This window comes from Gallibacterium genomosp. 1 (genome assembly GCF_000771875.1).
GTDB lineage: Bacteria > Pseudomonadota > Gammaproteobacteria > Enterobacterales > Pasteurellaceae > Gallibacterium.
In genome coordinates this window covers 17972-36430 of record NZ_JPXX01000017.1, presented here as the reverse complement: position 1 = coordinate 36430, position 18459 = coordinate 17972, and the positions used below count along the sequence as shown (strand labels likewise).

The following is an 18459-nucleotide window of genomic DNA, read 5'->3' as shown; positions in this document are numbered from 1 at the left end:
AAACCTATCCATTTTCAAATCAAAAAGAGTTGCTAATAGTGTTAATAGATCATCTTTAGCAACTCTTTATTTTCTACCATCACTTGTAAAAATGTCTTAATTGCACAATATATTTATATAAAAAGTACTTAATCAATAATTTCAGAATAAAGGATATTATCTGAATGAGTTTAATATTAGCTAAGAAATATTCCAAACAACAGATTAATTTATTAAAAGTAATAGAAGATGGTAGATATATAGAAATGGCTATTATTGGAGAAGAATATTCTGTAATAGATGATATCACCAAGAAAACACCTGAAGATATCATATTATTCAGGCAAGGCAATAATCTGATTATCAGTAGTAAAAATGAAAATATAGATGTAGTTATTCACCAATTTTGGCATAAAGCAGTACCTAGCAAACCTTGCTTTGCTATCTTTGATCTGCCAGCAGAGGAAGAAAATCAACCCAATAAATTGATTGTCACGGAAGTAAATGAACAGTTAATTGATCTTATTAGAGATTGTACCGGTAAAAATATAGTAATAAATTTAGCTAATAATCAGCGTATTATGCTTAAAGAACACAAAATATCAGCATCTGATTTAAGTAATACCTCTCTTAGAAACAATTGCACTGAAGAGGATTTTAGAACTAAAGAGACTATAGATGCATTGCGAAAAAAAATCGAATTAATTCAAGATAATCAACGTAATCAAATTGCTCATCTACAAAATAAATTGGTTGGAAAATAATAGAACTTAAGACGATTTAATGTTTTCATCTACAATTAATGGAATACAAAGTAAAATTCAATATAGTTATTCAAAAACTTAAAAGTTTCATTCCCCTACATACTAAAAACCCCACAAGCCAAATCAGATTGTGGGGCGACGAAAATGAATAATTAGCAGAATAAATTAAACATTCTCAATTTGACCAATTAATGAGCGTAAACGTTCTTGCCAACGTTGTTGCTCTTCTTTTAATTGCTGATTTTCAGCATTAAGTTGATCTTTTTCAGATTGAAGAGTTTGATTCGCTTGTTCGACATTTGCCTTTTGCTCTTTCAATTCTTCAATTTCCATTTGCAGTAGTTGAATAGTTTCAACTGCTTGTTTAATTTTGGATTCAAGTTGATCTAAAATTTCTAAAGACATAATTATTATTCCTCATTTGTTATCCAATCCATCAGAATGGATAACATTCTATCCTAGATAGCACCGCATTTCATCTAAATTAAAAAAACTTCAATAAATTATTTAAGCAAACGTTTGCTAGGTGCTAGAATTAGGCAATTTTTTAGTTAACTCAATAAGGAAAGTATATGAAAAGAGCATTGGCTATCGAATTTTCTCGTGTTACAGAAGCAGCTGCACTTGCAGGCTTTGCCTGGTTAGGGCGTGGTGATAAAAATGCAGCTGATGCAGCCGCAGTAAAAGCAATGCGCACAATGTTGAATCAAATTGAGATGAACGGCGAGATCGTAATTGGTGAAGGTGAAATTGATGAAGCCCCTATGCTCTATATCGGTGAAAAATTAGGCAAAGGAGGTAATGAAGAAGAAATTGCGATTGCAGTCGATCCTATTGAGGGAACTCGTATGGTGGCAATGGGACAAGCAAATGCTATTTCTGTGTTGGCTGCCGGTGGTAAAGAGACTTTTTTACGCGCTCCAGATATGTATATGGAAAAATTGGTAGTTGGTCCTGAAGTGAAAGGAATGATTGATCTCAATCTTCCATTAGAACAAAATCTACGACGTGTTGCGTCTAAAATGGGGAAACTACTTTCTCAACTTACCGTTGTAACGCTTGATAAACCTCGCCATCAAACCGTAATTTATAAAATGCAACAACTTGGCGTGAAAGTATTAGCTATTCCTGATGGTGATGTTGCCGCTGCACTCTTATGCTGTTTGCCGGATACTGGTGTAGATATGATGTATTGTATCGGCGGAGCGCCGGAAGGGGTGGTGGCTGCTGCCGGCATCCGCGCATTAGGGGGTGATATTCAAGCACGTCTATTAACAAGGGAAGTAGTGAAAGGTGACAGCGAAGAAAATCGAGCTTTTGCAGAAAGTGAACGTCGTCGTTGTCAAGAAATGGGCGTAGAAGTAAATAAAGTTCTCACATTGGATCAGCTCGTTCGTGACGATAATTTGATTCTCTCTGCCACCGGTATTACACACGGCGACTTATTAAAAGGGGTTCATCGTAAAGGTGATGTTGCTACTACTGAAACTTTGCTTATTCGTGGACATTCACGTACGATCCGCCGCATTCAATCATTCCATTATTTAGATCGCAAAGATCCTGAAATTTATCGTTTGATCAATGCATAACCTGGATAAGATGTAAAATTTATTGCCCCATTAGATTATTCTGATGGGGTTTGTTTATTTTACAATCAATAAATTCTCTCTTATCTTACTGCTTAGCAAAATAAAAAAATACCGAACAGATTACTCTATTCGGTATTTTTGCATCAGTATTAGAAGAATACTAAATTAATCCTCTACCATATTTAACATTTCTGCTAAGTTCGCTGTTGCTTCTTCCGCAGTAATAGTAGCAGGTTCTTCTATTACCAATTCATTGTTATTATTAGCTGTTGCAGCACGTTTTTTCGCTTTGCTTTGGTGATAAGCAAAACCTGTTCCAGCAGGAATTAAACGTCCAACAATCACGTTTTCTTTTAAGCCACGTAGCTCATCACGTTTACCGGCAACCGCTGCTTCGGTAAGAACACGCGTCGTTTCTTGGAATGATGCCGCAGAAATAAAGGATTCTGTTGCCAATGATGCTTTAGTGATACCAAGCAATTCACGTTGGAATTCTACTAACGGTTTACCTTCTTCCGCACGTTTACGGTTCACCACTTTCACACGAGCCACTTCAACCTGTTCTCCTTCAAGGAATTCAGAATCATATGGATTTGTGATGATGCATTTACGTAACATTTGGCGCACAATAACTTCAATATGTTTATCGTTAATTTTTACCCCTTGTAAGCGGTAAACATCTTGAACTTCATTAACGATATATTCAGTAACGGCACGCACGCCTCTTAAGCGTAGAATATCGTGTGGAGATTCCGGACCATCAGAAATAATATCACCGCGTTGAACCATTTCACCTTCAAACACGTTAAGTTGACGCCATTTAGGAATCATCTCTTCGTGTGCTTCGCCCTCACTCGGTGTGATTACCAAACGGCGTTTACCTTTGGTTTCTTTACCGAATGAAACAACCCCAGAAATTTCTGCAAGGATTGCCGGCTCTTTAGGTTTACGTGCTTCAAACAAATCTGCAACACGTGGAAGACCACCTGTAATATCTTTAGTACCTGATGATTCTTGTGGAATACGTGCTAAAGAATCCCCGATATTCACTTCAGCATTGTCATCTAATGTCACAATGGCTTTACCCGGTAGGAAGTATTGTGCAGCCACTTCCGTTCCCGGAATTAAGACATCATTGCCTTGAGCATCCACTAATTTTAATGCCGGACGAAGGTCCTTACCTGCTGTCGCACGTTCACCTACATCTTGAACGACAATAGAAGACAAACCGGTCAATTCATCAGTTTGACGAGTTACGGTTAGACCATCAATGATATCAACAAACTTCACGAAACCTTGTGCTTCCGAAACAACCGGCATAGTGTGTGGATCCCAGTTAGCTACAGTTTCACCGGCAGTTACTTCATCACCATTCGCTTTACTTAAAACTGAGCCGTATGGCAATTTATAATGCTCTTTAGTACGTCCGAAAGTATCAACCACGGTTAATTCGGTATTACGTGAAGTAATCACCAATTTACCTTCGTGATTAGTCACGAATTTCGCATTGGTTAAACGGATAGTACCGGTATTTTTAACTTGGATACTTGATTCTTTAGCTGCCGCAGATGCCGCACCACCAATATGGAAAGTACGCATTGTCAACTGTGTACCTGGCTCACCGATAGATTGTGCCGCAATAACACCGATTGCTTCACCTTGGTTAATTAAGTGACCACGCGCAAGATCGCGTCCATAACATTTCGCACAAACACCAAAATCAGTATCACAAGTTACAACAGAACGCACTTTAATACTATCCACAGAGTATTTATCAATCACTTCACACCATTTTTCATCTAATAGTGTATTACGAGGGATTAATACTTCTTCTGTACCCGGTTGCAACACATCTTCTGCTGTTACACGTCCCAATACTAACTCTTTCAAACTGACTTTTTCATCACCACCTTCAATTAATGGGGTCATCACGATACCTTCGTGAGTACCACAATCATCTTCAACAACGACTAAATCTTGTGCCACATCAACCAAACGACGAGTCAAATAACCTGAGTTTGCTGTTTTTAATGCAGTATCTGCCAAACCTTTACGCGCACCGTGTGTTGAAATAAAGTACTGCAATACGTTCAAACCTTCACGGAAGTTTGCCGTAATCGGTGTTTCAATGATCGAGCCGTCCGGACGAGCCATCAAACCACGCATACCGGCAAGCTGACGAATCTGAGCCGCAGAACCACGAGCACCCGAATCAGCCATCATAAAGATACTGTTAAATGATGCTTGTTTTTCTAACTCTCCTTGACGATTGACTACTTCTTCTGTTGAAAGGTTTTCCATCATCGCTTTCGCAACACGTTCGTTAGCTGCCGCCCAAATATCAATCACTTTGTTGTAACGTTCACCGGCAGTTACCAAACCTGAGTTAAATTGTTCTTGAATTTCAGCAACTTCTTCTTCGGCAGAAGAGATAATTTCATATTTCTTCTCCGGAATAACCATATCGTCAATACCAACTGATGAACCTGAGCGTGCCGCATAAGCAAAACCAGTATACATAATTTGGTCTGCAAAGATCACACTGTCTTTCATTCCCAAACGGCGATAACTTTCGTTGATCAATTTAGAAATTTGTTTCTTACCTAATGTTTGATTAAATAAGCTAAATGGCATACCTTTCGGAGCAATCATCCATAAAATAGCTCGACCGACTGTGGTATCTGTCAATGTGGTTTTTGCTTCAAATTCACCGTTTTCATTCTTTTCATATTCAGTTATACGAACTTTTACACGAGAGTGAAGTTCAGCACGCCCAGTACGATACGCTTTTTCAGCTTCGCGTGGATCTTGCAACAACATTCCTTCGCCTTTACCGTTCACTTTTTCGCGGGTCATATAATAAAGCCCCAACACCACGTCTTGTGATGGAACGATAATCGGATCACCGTTTGCCGGAGATAAAATATTATTGGTAGACATCATTAACGCACGCGCTTCCAACTGCGCTTCTAACGTTAATGGTACGTGCACTGCCATTTGGTCACCATCGAAGTCCGCATTGAACGCCGCACATACTAATGGATGTAATTGAATCGCTTTACCTTCAATCAAAATCGGCTCAAATGCCTGAATACCTAAACGGTGCAAAGTCGGAGCACGGTTAAGAAGGATTGGATGTTCGCGAATAACTTCCGCCAAAATATCCCAAACAATCGCATCTTCACGTTCAACCATTTTCTTAGCTGCTTTAATGGTTGATGCCAAACCACGACTTTCTAATTTTGAATAAATAAATGGACGGAATAATTCCAATGCCATTTTTTTCGGTAAACCGCATTGATGTAAATGTAAGTATGGCCCCACTGTAATTACAGAACGACCGGAATAGTCAACACGTTTACCCAATAAGTTCTGACGGAAACGACCTTGTTTACCTTTGATCATATCCGCTAATGATTTTAATGGGCGTTTATTTGAACCTGTGATTGCACGACCACGACGACCGTTATCCAACAATGCATCAACAGATTCTTGCAACATACGTTTTTCATTACGCACGATAATATCCGGCGCAATAAGATCTAATAAACGTTTTAAACGATTGTTACGGTTGATCACGCGACGATATAAATCGTTCAAATCAGATGTCGCAAAACGACCACCGTCAAGCGGAACTAATGGACGTAAATCCGGTGGCAATACCGGCAATACAGTCAACACCATCCATTCCGGTTTGTTACCGGATTGAATAAATGCTTCCAATAATTTCAAGCGTTTAGTAATTTTTTTACGTTTAGTTTCTGAATTGGTTTCTTGTAACTCTTCGCGCAATGTTTCACATTGATGTTCAAGATCCATATCACGAAGTAAGGCTTGAATAGCTTCCGCACCCATCTTCGCTTCAAATTCATCGCCCCAACGCTCTTCAGCTTCTAAAAATTGTTCTTCAGTAAGCAATTGACCTTTTTCTAAATCGGTCATTCCAGCTTCAATAACAATATATGATTCAAAATAAAGCACACGTTCAATATCACGCAACGGCATATCCAATAATAAACCGATACGGGATGGTAAAGATTTCAAGAACCAAATATGTGCGACAGGTGAAGCCAGTTCAATATGTCCCATACGTTCACGACGAACTTTAGCTTGAGTAACTTCAACACCACATTTTTCACAAATCACACCACGATGTTTTAAACGTTTATATTTTCCACATAAACATTCGTAGTCTTTGACCGGCCCGAAAATACGCGCACAGAATAGACCGTCACGTTCCGGTTTAAAAGTACGGTAATTGATTGTTTCCGGTTTTTTTACTTCTCCATATGACCACGAACGAATCATATCAGGCGAAGCCAAACCGATTTTGATCACATCAAAATCTTCTCTTGATTTAGATTGTGTTTTTAAAAACTTAACTAAGTCTTTCACAGATTTGCTCCCATCGGAGTTAAACTTAATTCAAGTGCGGCTTATACCGCACTTGGGCTAATTTTGAACTTGATTATTCAGTTTGTTCGTCGTCCAAATCAATATTAATTGCCAAAGAACGAATTTCTTTAAGCAATACGTTAAATGATTCAGGCATACTCGGATCCATTTGGTGAGTACCATCAACAATATTTTTATACATCTTGGTACGACCGTTCACGTCATCCGATTTAACTGTTAACATCTCTTGTAAGGTGTATGCAGCACCATATGCTTCTAATGCCCAAACTTCCATTTCCCCGAAACGTTGACCACCGAATTGTGCCTTACCTCCAAGAGGTTGTTGCGTAACAAGACTATAAGAACCGGTTGAACGAGCGTGCATCTTATCGTCAACTAAGTGATTCAATTTGAGCATATACATATAACCTACTGTTACTGGACGTTCAAATTTCTCACCAGTACGACCATCATAAAGCGTAATTTGTCCAGAGGTCGGTAATCCAGCTAATTCCAACAAGCCTTTAATTTCTTTCTCTTCTGCACCATCAAACACCGGTGTTGCAAGAGGTAAGCCTTTACGCAAGTTTTGTGCCAAACGCATCACTTCTTCATCAGTAAAGGTACTGAGATCAACTTTTTGGCAAGCATCACCTAGGTCATACGCTTTTTGAATATATTCACGTAATTTGGCAACTTCCTGTTTTTCTTTGATCATACGGTTAATTTGATCACCAATACCTTTCGCTGCAAATCCTAAGTGAGTTTCCAAGATCTGACCGATATTCATACGAGATGGTACCCCTAATGGGTTTAACACGATATCCACTGGTTGTCCATTCTCATCATATGGCATATCTTCGATTGGATTAATCTTAGAAATAACCCCTTTATTACCGTGGCGACCTGCCATTTTATCTCCCGGCTGAATTTGACGTTTCACCGCAAGATATACTTTAACGACTTTCAACACACCCGGTGCAAGATCATCACCTTGAATAATCTTATTACGTTTAACCTCTAATTTATGATCAAATTCTTTGCGTAACTCATCCAACTGTTCGGAAAGCTGTTCCAACTGCGCTTGTTTCTCTTCATCCGCAAGAGATTGCTCAAGCCATTTCATACGATTCATCTGTTCAAGCTTATCCGCACTAAATCCGTTCGCTAACAACAAATTACGGACACGGGTAAATAAACCAGCTTCAAGAATATCCAATTCCGCAGTTAAATCTTTCTTCGCTTGTTTTAACTGCATCTCTTCAATTTCTAACGCACGTTTATCTTTTTCTACGCCATCGCGTGTAAACACTTGAACATCAATAACAGTACCTGTTGTACTGTTAGGTACACGTAATGAAGAATCTTTTACATCAGATGCTTTTTCACCGAAGATAGCACGTAACAATTTTTCTTCAGGAGTAAGTTGTGTTTCACCTTTTGGTGTAACTTTACCCACTAGAATATCTCCGCCTTTTACTTCCGCACCGATATAAACGATCCCGGATTCATCTAGCTTACTTAATGCAGCCTCCCCGACATTCGGAATATCCGCAGTGATTTCTTCCGCACCTAATTTAGTATCACGAGCAATACAAGAGAGTTCCTGAATATGAATAGTAGTAAAACGATCTTCCTGAACCACACGCTCAGAAACTAACATTGAATCTTCAAAGTTATAACCGTTCCAAGGCATAAACGCTACACGCATATTCTGCCCTAATGCCAATTCACCTAAGTCAGTTGACGGACCATCTGCTAACACCTCGCCGCGTCCAATAGGTTCACCTAAAGAGACACAAGGCACTTGGTTAATACAGGTATTTTGGTTTGAACGGGTATATTTAGTTAAATTATAAATATCAATACCTGCTTCACCCGGAATGGTTTCATCTTCATTCACTTTAACCACGATACGAGAAGCATCAATGTATTGAATATAACCACCACGTTTAGCAACCACTGTTACCCCTGAATCCACAGCAACCGCTTTTTCAATACCAGTACCAACTAACGGTTTATCCGATCTTAACGTAGGCACTGCTTGACGTTGCATGTTCGCTCCCATCAAAGCACGGTTCGCATCATCGTGTTCTAAGAATGGAATTAACGCAGCCGCAACGGATACGATCTGTTGAGTTGAAATATCCATATACTGGATTTCTTCCGGACGATATAAACCTGATTCACCATGCTCACCACGTGCAGTAACGAAAGTATCAGTAAAGCGGAAATTTTCATCTAAATTAGAGTTTGCCTGCGCAATAACATAATTACCTTCTTCAATTGCAGACAAATATTCAATTTCTTCAGTTACCTGACCATTAACCACTTTACGATACGGAGTTTCTAAGAAACCGTAATCATTGGTTCGCGCATAAACAGATAATGAGTTAATCAACCCGATATTCGGCCCTTCAGGAGTTTCAATTGGACATACACGACCATAATGAGTTGCGTGAACATCACGCACTTCAAAGCCTGCACGCTCACGGGTTAAACCACCCGGCCCTAATGCAGAAATACGACGCTTATGCGTTACTTCTGAAAGTGGGTTATTTTGATCCATAAACTGAGAAAGTTGTGATGAACCGAAAAATTCTTTAACTGCAGCTGAAATTGGTTTTGCATTGATTAGATCCTGTGGTGTCACAGAATCAAGATCACCCAATGAAAGGCGCTCTTTAACCGCACGTTCAACACGAACTAAGCCAATACGGAATTGGTTTTCCGCCATTTCTCCCACTGAGCGAATACGACGATTTCCTAAATGATCAATATCATCCACTTCACCTCGACCATTACGAATGTCGATTAATTTCTTCATTACTAGGATAATATCTTCTTTACTTAGAATACCTGTACCTTCACCTTCAGGAATATCTAAAGAACGATTAAATTTCATACGTCCGACAGCAGAAAGATCGTAGCGATCTGGTGAGAAGAATAGATTATCAAATAATCCTTCTGCTGCTTCTTTTGTTGGTGGCTCGCCCGGACGCATCATACGATAAATTTCAACTAAAGCACTAAGACGATCATAAGATGGATCCACTCTTAATGTTTCTGAAATATATGGACCGTAATCAAGATCATTTGTGAATAGTGTTTCAATTGTGTTATAACCAGCTTGGCTTAAATTCGCCAATAATTCTAAACTTAATTCTGTATTTGCTGGACAGATAATATCGCCTGTTGTTAAATCCACATAATCTTTGGCAGCAACTTTACCAACAATGTATTCTGCTGGTACAACGACCTGAGTAACACCATCTTTTTCTAATTGACGAATATGGCGTGCTGTAATACGACGACCACGTTCAACATAAATTTTACCATTAGCTTCGATGTCAAATGTTGCAGTTTCACCACGCAATCTATCCGGAACTAAGGTCATTAATAATTGATTATCTTTGATTTCAAATACAATTTTTTCGAAGAATAAATTTAAAATTTCTTCGGTTGTATAACCTAATGCACGCAAGATAATTGTTGCCGGTAATTTACGGCGACGGTCAATACGCGCAAACAGATTATCTTTTGGATCAAATTCAAAATCTAACCACGAACCACGATAAGGAATAATTCGTGCGTTATATAAAATTTTTCCTGAAGAATGTGTTTTACCTTTGTCGCTATCAAAGAATACTCCCGGACTACGGTGTAACTGAGAAACAATAACACGCTCTGTTCCATTGATCACAAATGTACCATTATCGGTCATCAATGGAATTTCACCCATATACACATCTTGTTCTTTTATATCTTTTACTGTACCGGGTGCGGCATCTTTATCATAGCTGACAAGGCGTAGTTTCACACGTAATGGCGCTGCATAAGTTGTGCCTCGAATTTGGCATTCTCTAACATCAAATACAGGCTCACCTAACTTATAATCTACATATTGCAACTCAGTATTGCCATTATTGCTTACAATTGGAAATACTGAACGGAATGCAGCCTCTAAACCTTGCTGACCTTCAGGATCTTTCTGGATAAACTTCTCGAAAGAATCTATTTGGATAGTTAATAAATAAGGGATATTTAGAACTTGCGGACGTTTGCCGAAGTCTTTACGAATACGTTTTTTCTCGGTATAGGAGTAAACCATAGGTTCCTCTGCTTGCTGTTCAGACCCACAATCCACACACTCTCGCTGTATTATACAAGGTGGCAGTGTAAAATTGATACCGTTAGGATTGTTTTATATAAAAACAATAACTTAAATTCCGTCATAACTGACTTCATTTTTACTAAAACTACGAGAGTTAAACGGTAATTTCTCATAGTTTCTGAAAGGCACAAAATGGCTGATGATAAAATCACCAGCCATTTTTGCTAAAAATCAAATAATATCAATTATTTAATTTCAACTTTTGCACCAGCATCTTCTAATTCTTTCTTAAGTGCTTCTGCTTCTGCTTTAGCAATGCCTTCTTTCAAGGTTGCTGGTGCAGATTCAACTAAATCTTTAGCTTCTTTTAATCCTAAGCCAGTTGCGCTACGAACTGCTTTGATTACTGCAACTTTATTTGCGCCAGCTTCTGCTAATACAATATCAAATTCAGTTTTTTCTTCTGCTGCCGCTGCATCACCGCCTGCTGCTACTGCTACTGCTGCTGCCGCTGCAGAAACACCGAATTTTTCTTCCATTGCAGAAATAAGTTCTACAATTTCCATTACTGATTTTTCAGCAATTGCTTCAATGATTTGTTCGTTAGTTAATGACATAACAATCGTTTCCTAAAATAAGTAAAAGTTTTAAACCAATAAACTGCTAATATTAAGCAGCTTCTTTTTGATCGCGAATCGCCGCAATAGTACGTACAAGTTTTCCAGCCGCAGCTTCTTTCATTGTACCCATCAAACGTGCAATTGCTTCTTCGTATGTTGGTAGAGTTGCTAGACGATCGATAGCTTTTGCTTCGATGAACTCACCTTCAAAGGCTGCGCCTTTAATTTCGAACTTATCGTTTGCTTTAGCAAATTCTTTGAACAAACGTGCTGCAGCACCTGGATGTTCGTTAGAGAATGCGATAAGAGTCGGACCTTTAAACGTATCTTTCATGCATTCAAATGCGCTACCTTCTACGGCACGACGTAATAAAGTATTACGTACAACACGCATATACACGCCAGCTTCACGAGCTGATTTACGTAATTCAGTCATTTTGTCTACTGTTACACCGCGAGAATCGGCAACAACAGCAGATAACGCACCCTTGGCAACTTCGCTTACTTCAGCAACAACTGCTTGTTTATCTTGAAGATTTAATGCCATTGGCTTTTAGCTCCTGAAATACATCTATCTAGTTTCCTAGACATAAAAAACCCTATCTGACAACTTAGCAGAAAGGGACGAATTTCGGTGCCAGAAGCAGAAAAATTCTTATCTGTACACCATCTACGTAGGATAATTAAGAAATTTCTTTCCCCTACGGTCTTGGATGAGGCTTGAATAGGTCAAGCACCAACCAGAATCTTACTAAAAAGTTAAGGTCGTAGATTATAGATATAACCTACGACAAAGTAAAGCAAATTATAAACTGCTTTGATCGATTTCAACACCAGCACCCATAGTAGTTGAAAGGCTCACTTTTTTGATGTAAACACCTTTCGCTGTGCTTGGTTTTGCTTTATTTAATGCAGCCAACAACGCTTGCAAGTTTTCTTTGATTTGATCAACTTCAAAGTTTACTTTACCGATAGTTGTGTGGATGATACCGTTTTTATCATTACGGTAACGAACCTGACCTGATTTTGCATTCTTAACAGCTTCTGCAACATTAGGGGTTACAGTACCCACTTTAGGGTTTGGCATTAAACCACGTGGACCAAGGATCTGACCTAATTGACCAACAACACGCATTGCATCCGGAGAAGCAATAACCACATCGAAGTTCATTTCGCCTTTTTTCACTTGATCTGCTAAATCTTCCATACCTACTAAATCAGCGCCAGCTTCTTTAGCTGCTTCAGCATTTGCACCCTGTGTAAATACTGCAACACGCACAGAACGACCTGTTCCGTGTGGCAATACAGTTGCACCACGAACGTTTTGATCTGACTTACGCGCATCAATACCTAAATTTACAGCTACATCAACACTTTCAACAAATTTAGCTGTTGCCAATTGTTTTAATAAAGCAACCGCTTCGTTAATTTCGTACGCTTTAGTTGAATCTACTGCTGCTTTGATCGCTTTCATACGTTTGGTTAGTTTAGCCATTGATTAGTCCTCCACTACCAAACCCATTGAACGTGCAGTACCTTCAATAGATTTCATCTTAGTTTCAATTGTTGCACCAGTCATATCAGCCGCTTTAAGTTCTGCAATTTCACGGACTTGTTGACGAGTTACTTTACCCACTTTATCTTTGTTCGGTTTACCTGAACCAGATTTAACACCAGCTGCTTTTTTCAATAATACTGCTGCCGGAGGAGTTTTAGTGATAAAAGTAAAAGAACGGTCTGCATAAACAGTAATAACAACAGGAATCGGTAAACCTTTTTCTAAGCTCTCAGTACGTGCGTTGAATGCTTTACAGAATTCCATAATATTCACACCTTGTTGACCTAATGCTGGACCAACTGGTGGTGAAGGGTTAGCCATACCTGCTGCAACTTGCAACTTAACGTAGGCTTGAACTTTCTTTGCCATTTTAATTTCCTCGTTATGGGTGATAACGCTTTTCAGCTCCCCGTTGTTTCAAAAGCTCGCTATTCTAAATAAAGAAATAGCGTTTTTCAAGTAAATCAGTTAAAAAATTAGCTCAATTTTTCAACTTGACTAAAATCCAATTCGACAGGTGTTGCTCGACCGAAAATAGAAACGGACACTTTCAAGCGGCTCTTTTCATAGTCCACTTCTTCTACTGTTCCATTAAAGTCGGCAAATGGTCCTTCTTTAACACGCACCTCTTCTCCAGGCTGGAACATTGTTTTTGGTCTTGGTTTATCGCTGCTCTGCTCTAAACGATTTAGGATCATTTCTGCTTCACGGTTGGAAATTGGTGCTGGATTATCCGGTGTTCCTCCAATAAATCCCATTACTCTAGGGACACTACGTACTAAATGCCAAGTATCATCATTCATTACCATTTGAACCAATACATAGCCCGGGAAAAATTTTCTTTCACTCTTTCTGCGTTTTCCACCCACATTTTCAACAACTTCTTCAGTTGGAACTAACACTTCACCGAACAGCTCTTCCATATTGTGCAACTTAATATATTCACGCAATACAGTTGCAACACGTGATTCAAAACCTGAAAACGCCTGCAACACATACCAACGTTTTTGTGTTGTATTTTCACTCATAATTAGAACCTCAAGTTGGTGATAAAGTTAATCAAAGAAACAATGATCGAATCTAATCCCCACAAAATTAAAGAAACGACTACTGTTACTCCCATTACGATTAACGTAGTTTGTGTTGCTTCTTGGCGAGTAGGCCAAATAATTTTTCTTAACTCAATGCGAGATTCTTTTAAAAATGTTCTTGCAATAGTTCCCTGATTAGTGATTGCCGCAACAAATAATGCCAACAACAATAGCACAACCATTGCTGGAACACGCACAACAGAAGAGAATTGATCACCAAAATAGATATTACCGACCGCTGCAATAAGAACTAATATCACACAGCCAATCCATAATGTGCTATTAAGCCCTTTGCTTTTCACTCCATCCTCTACCGAGGATGCAGATGCTTTCTTTTTCTCGATTTCTACACTCATTCTAAACCCACTAAAACCTAATAACTAACTTATAGGGAGATTTTTTAAGCTCGCAATTCTAGCATTTTATTGCCAGTTTTCATACAAAAATTATTTGTTGTTTTAATTTTTGCTCAATCACACCATAAAAGCGCATTCTATCTTTAAACCACAGGTTTTCTGCGGTAGAAGAGTTGTCCTGGCAGTGCCAAACCAAATACCAACGCTGCAAGAATAAAACCGGTTTTAATGAAATATTCCAATGCCTGTGCCAATAACGCTTCGCTATAGCTGTAATGGTGAATTTGTACAATCGCAATCATTGCTTTATAAGCATAAACACCGGGAATCATCGGAATAATAGCAGCAACAGTAAACACTTTCGGATGAGCCAAAAAACGTTGTGAAAGATAAACTCCAATAAAACCGATCAATGCTGCCGCAAAAAATGTGCTGAAAACTACTGGAACATCACAATAATTCACCAAAACAGTTCTAAAACAATGCCCCAATGCACCTAGAGTAGCACAATATTTCAAAGCCTTAGGAGGTACATTAAAAATTAAAGCAAAACCGACCGCCGGTATCGCAGCAAAAAAAAGATCATCTAGCAATGTTAATAAAATATCCATTTTACCCCCAAGCATTAATATGCAGAAACGCTAATGCAAACACGATACCAATACAAGCTCCGAATGTCAGTACTGTCGCAACTGCCCAACGACTGATTCCCATACTGACATATCCTTTTAATACATCTGAAAGTGAATTAATTAATGGAAAACCGGGAACCAATAATAATACGCTCGATGCTAAAGCAATTTCAGGAGCGTTTCCTAGATGATGAAGTAATGCTTGACCGGAAATACAGGAAGCCACAAAAGCGGTTACCGAGAAGTTAATTAACGGATTATAATGACGTTTACCAATCTCCTGTCTGACAAACATTGCCACTGCAGAAGCCCAAAAAGTAATAAAAGAGATCATTACATCACCTCCAGCCAATCTAGCAAAACTGGCACAGGACAATCCCACCATTAACACGACAAACCAGCGATTATATTTCAACGGTTTCACTTGCTCTAACTTTTTATGTACTTGATATATACCATAAATTTTATGTTCAGCCGCAATTATTATGCGCTGAACCTGTGTCACTACCGCCATATTAATTCCGCTATCATAATTTCTTCTAGTAGTGGTAATACAATGATCCTGATAACGTGTAGTGACAACAATTGCATTCGGTGTTAAAGCACATTCAACGCTATCCATTCCCAAAGCCATTCCTAATCTAGTCGCAGCCTGATCGACTAAAATACTTTCTGCGCCATACTGCAACATTAACAATGCCGCTTTAGCGCAAAGTCGCGTTATCTCTTGCTGATCTTCTTGTGATAATTTAGCCATACTTTTTACCCTATAAATTTTGAGTCGCTATTATAAAAGAAACTTTCCTTAACAACACTTAACCCAGATCAAACCTTTTTAAAGCTACATTTTTCTACTCTGAATAAATGAAAAATCAGTATACGAAGTTTTCATTAAGTACTACTATTAGCCGACGCTCAGAAATACAATAAATAAAAAATAGGAACAGTTAATTTAGATGTTAGCCAAAAATGTTGTTCGCCGTATTGAATATACTCGTGTCATTGTAATGGCATTTGCTGCTTTTGTATTCAATACCACAGAATATATTCCTGTCGCGCTCTTAAGCGATATTGCTGGCAGCTTTCATATGCCGATTTCCGAAGTAGGCTTGATGATCACTGTATATGCTTGGATTGTTGCATTAATGTCATTGCCTTGTATGTTAATGACTTCAGCATTGGAGCGACGTAGTTTACTGGTTAAGCTCTTTATTGTTTTTATTGCTTGTCATATCATATCCGCCTGTGCTTGGAACTATTGGATTTTATTATTGTCCCGAGCCGGTATCGCCCTAACTCATTCAATATTTTGGTCAATCACAGCTTCCTTAGTAATGCGTGTTGCACCACGAGATAAGCGCACTCAGGCATTAGGTTTATTGGAAATGGGTACAGCATTAGCAATGGTTCTTGGTTTACCACTGGGCAGAGTGATAGGGCAATGGTTAAGCTGGCGCACTACCTTCGCCATTATAGCCATCGCTGCGATAATCATTATGATCACTATTGCTAAATTACTTCCTCACCTGCCAAGTAAAAACGCGGGTTCAATCGAAAGTTTGCCAATATTAGCTCGCCGTCCAATGTTAATGGGTATTTATCTACTCACTGCCATTGTGATTGCCGCCCACTTCACGGCTTACAGCTACATTGAACCGTTTATGATACAAATCAGTCATATCTCTGACAATGTAGCAACAGCAGCATTATTAATTTTTGGGTTATCTGGCTTAGTCGCCAGTCTATTGTTTAACCTTTTTTATCATCTTAACCCAAATAAATTTCTACTCAGTTCGATGCTGATATTACTGCTGTCTCTCGCACTATTAAACCAAATCGGAACACATTCAACAGCGATATTTTTATTAGTATTTATATGGGGGATCGGCATCTCAGCTCTCGGTTTAGGTATGCAAATGCGTGTTCTACAACTGTCTCCCGATGCAACTGATGTAGCAACATCTATTTTTTCCGGTATCTATAATGTTGGTATTGGTGCAGGTGCGTTGATAGGCAATCAGGTAATGCACTATTTAGGACTGAGTTATATTGGTTCAATCGGTGCACTCCTAGCCATTATTGCAGTACTCTGGTTTATCTTTATACAGCTCAAATTTGCACATACGTTAGTAAAAATACCGCATAAAAATTAGCGTGTCCGAAAACGTACCTCCTATATCTTAAACACGTTGACTTTTATTCGCTTTTTAAAGTATTTAATGCTAACTTAATCGCTTTCAAATCAATCACTCGTTATTATGAAAACTATTGTCTTAAAATTCGGTACCAGCGTACTGACTCAGGGCTCATCAAAACTGAATCGACCACATATGCTTGAAATCGTACGTCAATGTGCCACGCTACATCAGCAAGGCTATCGTCTTATTATTGTCACTTCCGGTGCAGTTGCTGCCGGTCGTTATTATCTGAACAATCCGCAATTACCGGCAACAATTGCCTCTAAACAGTTATTAGCTGCCGTTGGTCAAAGCCAGCTCATTCAAACTTGGGAGCAGCTATTCCAAATTTATGATATTAAAATCGGGCAAGTTCTATTAACTCGTGCTGACTTTGAAGATCGAGAACGTTTTCTTAATGCACGCGACACACTAATGGCAATGTTAGAAAATCAGATTATCCCTGTAATCAATGAAAATGATGCCGTGGCAACAGCAGAAATTAAAGTCGGTGATAATGACAATCTCTCAGCATTAACTGCAATTTTAGCACACGCTGATCAGCTCTATTTATTAACCGACCAACAAGGTTTATTCAATTGCGACCCACGCAATAACCCAAATGCAAAACTGATTCCTGTTGTAGAGAAAATTACTGAAGATACCAAAGCAATTGCCGGCGGAAGCGTGTCCGGCTTAGGCACCGGAGGAATGTCTACAAAAATTACCGCTGCCGATATTGCTACTCGTTCCGGTATCGAAACCATTATCGCACCTGGCGGACGTAAGAATGTGATTATTGATTTAGCCCATAATTTAGAAATCGGCACAAAATTTACAGTAGCGTCACATGGTGTCGAAAGCCGTAAACAGTGGTTATTTGCCGCACCGATTACCGGTTATATAACGGTCGATAATGGTGCAGAGCAGGCATTGACGATACAACATAAATCATTACTACCGGCTGGGATTCGTATTGTTGAAGGTACTTTTTCTCGCGGAGAAGTGGTACTGTTACAAAACCAGCAGGGTAAAGCTTTAGCCAGAGCAATGGTGCGCTATAACAGCGATGCACTGCAACGTATTAAAGGGCAACAATCAAGCAAAATTAACGATATTCTAGGTTATGAATATGGATCGGTAGTAGTGCATTGTGACGATCTCGTTTTATTATAAGGAATGGA

General features: G+C 38.9%; 15 protein-coding genes. 4 read left to right on the top strand and 11 right to left on the bottom strand.

The genetic code is table 11. The features are described 5' to 3' along the window. Window positions 1–164: 164 nt before the first annotated feature. A complete protein-coding gene (locus JP36_RS11170) occupies window positions 165–743 on the top strand; it encodes a hypothetical protein (protein ID WP_052119453.1) in 579 nt (192 codons plus the stop codon). Between the two features lie 165 nt (window positions 744–908). Here the strand turns inward: JP36_RS11170 and zapB are convergent, their stop codons facing one another. Then, on the bottom strand, window positions 909–1148 hold the full coding sequence (gene zapB, locus JP36_RS05635; protein ID WP_039172829.1) for a cell division protein ZapB: 240 nt from the start codon (window positions 1146–1148) through the stop codon (window positions 909–911). A gap of 167 nt (window positions 1149–1315) precedes the next feature. Here zapB and glpX point away from each other — a divergent pair, with 167 nt between their 5' ends. Continuing rightward, entirely contained in the window at window positions 1316–2332 is a 1017-nt protein-coding gene (glpX, locus tag JP36_RS05630) for a class II fructose-bisphosphatase (RefSeq protein WP_039172826.1), read from the top strand. A 165-nt stretch (window positions 2333–2497) separates the two neighbouring features. Here glpX and rpoC read toward each other — a convergent pair whose 3' ends face one another. The 10 genes from rpoC to JP36_RS05580 form a co-directional block, all read right to left on the bottom strand. Further along, window positions 2498–6727: a DNA-directed RNA polymerase subunit beta' gene (gene rpoC / locus JP36_RS05625; protein WP_039172825.1), complete on the bottom strand. Its 4230-nt coding sequence runs from the start codon at window positions 6725–6727 to the stop codon at window positions 2498–2500. Window positions 6728–6800: 73 nt separating this feature from the next. Next, entirely contained in the window at window positions 6801–10838 is a 4038-nt protein-coding gene (gene rpoB / locus JP36_RS05620; protein WP_039172822.1) for a DNA-directed RNA polymerase subunit beta, read from the bottom strand. Window positions 10839–11086: 248 nt separating this feature from the next. Continuing rightward, on the bottom strand, window positions 11087–11458 hold the full coding sequence (gene rplL / locus JP36_RS05615; RefSeq protein WP_039172820.1) for a 50S ribosomal protein L7/L12: 372 nt from the start codon (window positions 11456–11458) through the stop codon (window positions 11087–11089). Between the two features lie 52 nt (window positions 11459–11510). Beyond that, window positions 11511–12008: a 50S ribosomal protein L10 gene (gene rplJ / locus JP36_RS05610; RefSeq protein ID WP_013746164.1), complete on the bottom strand. Its 498-nt coding sequence runs from the start codon at window positions 12006–12008 to the stop codon at window positions 11511–11513. Between the two features lie 258 nt (window positions 12009–12266). Continuing rightward, window positions 12267–12956: a 50S ribosomal protein L1 gene (gene rplA / locus JP36_RS05605; protein WP_013746163.1), complete on the bottom strand. Its 690-nt coding sequence runs from the start codon at window positions 12954–12956 to the stop codon at window positions 12267–12269. A 3-nt stretch (window positions 12957–12959) separates the two neighbouring features. Next, window positions 12960–13388, bottom strand: coding sequence for a 50S ribosomal protein L11 (rplK, locus tag JP36_RS05600; protein WP_039172816.1), 429 nt, complete (start codon window positions 13386–13388; stop codon window positions 12960–12962). A gap of 107 nt (window positions 13389–13495) precedes the next feature. Next, entirely contained in the window at window positions 13496–14047 is a 552-nt protein-coding gene (gene nusG / locus JP36_RS05595; protein ID WP_039133699.1) for a transcription termination/antitermination protein NusG, read from the bottom strand. Between the two features lie 2 nt (window positions 14048–14049). Then, window positions 14050–14466: a preprotein translocase subunit SecE gene (secE, locus tag JP36_RS05590; protein WP_039133702.1), complete on the bottom strand. Its 417-nt coding sequence runs from the start codon at window positions 14464–14466 to the stop codon at window positions 14050–14052. Window positions 14467–14609: 143 nt separating this feature from the next. Then, on the bottom strand, window positions 14610–15077 hold the full coding sequence (locus tag JP36_RS05585; protein WP_039133705.1) for a threonine/serine exporter family protein: 468 nt from the start codon (window positions 15075–15077) through the stop codon (window positions 14610–14612). 1 nt (window position 15078) lies between these two features. Next, a complete protein-coding gene (locus tag JP36_RS05580) occupies window positions 15079–15855 on the bottom strand; it encodes a threonine/serine ThrE exporter family protein (protein WP_039133707.1) in 777 nt (258 codons plus the stop codon). A 199-nt stretch (window positions 15856–16054) separates the two neighbouring features. Here JP36_RS05580 and JP36_RS05575 point away from each other — a divergent pair, with 199 nt between their 5' ends. Both JP36_RS05575 and proB read left to right on the top strand, forming a co-directional pair. Next, on the top strand, window positions 16055–17251 hold the full coding sequence (locus JP36_RS05575; RefSeq protein ID WP_039133710.1) for a sugar transporter: 1197 nt from the start codon (window positions 16055–16057) through the stop codon (window positions 17249–17251). Between the two features lie 105 nt (window positions 17252–17356). Next, window positions 17357–18451: a glutamate 5-kinase gene (proB, locus tag JP36_RS05570; RefSeq protein ID WP_039133713.1), complete on the top strand. Its 1095-nt coding sequence runs from the start codon at window positions 17357–17359 to the stop codon at window positions 18449–18451. Window positions 18452–18459: the final 8 nt, after the last annotated feature.

Coding starts and splice junctions, on each gene's coding strand:
- JP36_RS05575 (WP_039133710.1), top strand. CDS start 16,055: ATGTTAGCCAAAAATGTTGTTCGCCGTATTGAATATACTCGTGTCATT.
- proB (WP_039133713.1), top strand. CDS start 17,357: ATGAAAACTATTGTCTTAAAATTCGGTACCAGCGTACTGACTCAGGGC.
- nusG (WP_039133699.1), bottom strand. CDS start 14,047: ATGAGTGAAAATACAACACAAAAACGTTGGTATGTGTTGCAGGCGTTT.
- glpX (WP_039172826.1), top strand. CDS start 1,316: ATGAAAAGAGCATTGGCTATCGAATTTTCTCGTGTTACAGAAGCAGCT.
- rplA (WP_013746163.1), bottom strand. CDS start 12,956: ATGGCTAAACTAACCAAACGTATGAAAGCGATCAAAGCAGCAGTAGAT.
- JP36_RS05585 (WP_039133705.1), bottom strand. CDS start 15,077: ATGGATATTTTATTAACATTGCTAGATGATCTTTTTTTTGCTGCGATA.
- JP36_RS11170 (WP_052119453.1), top strand. CDS start 165: ATGAGTTTAATATTAGCTAAGAAATATTCCAAACAACAGATTAATTTA.
- secE (WP_039133702.1), bottom strand. CDS start 14,466: ATGAGTGTAGAAATCGAGAAAAAGAAAGCATCTGCATCCTCGGTAGAG.
- rplK (WP_039172816.1), bottom strand. CDS start 13,388: ATGGCAAAGAAAGTTCAAGCCTACGTTAAGTTGCAAGTTGCAGCAGGT.
- rpoB (WP_039172822.1), bottom strand. CDS start 10,838: ATGGTTTACTCCTATACCGAGAAAAAACGTATTCGTAAAGACTTCGGC.
- zapB (WP_039172829.1), bottom strand. CDS start 1,148: ATGTCTTTAGAAATTTTAGATCAACTTGAATCCAAAATTAAACAAGCA.
- rplJ (WP_013746164.1), bottom strand. CDS start 12,008: ATGGCATTAAATCTTCAAGATAAACAAGCAGTTGTTGCTGAAGTAAGC.
- JP36_RS05580 (WP_039133707.1), bottom strand. CDS start 15,855: ATGGCTAAATTATCACAAGAAGATCAGCAAGAGATAACGCGACTTTGC.
- rplL (WP_039172820.1), bottom strand. CDS start 11,458: ATGTCATTAACTAACGAACAAATCATTGAAGCAATTGCTGAAAAATCA.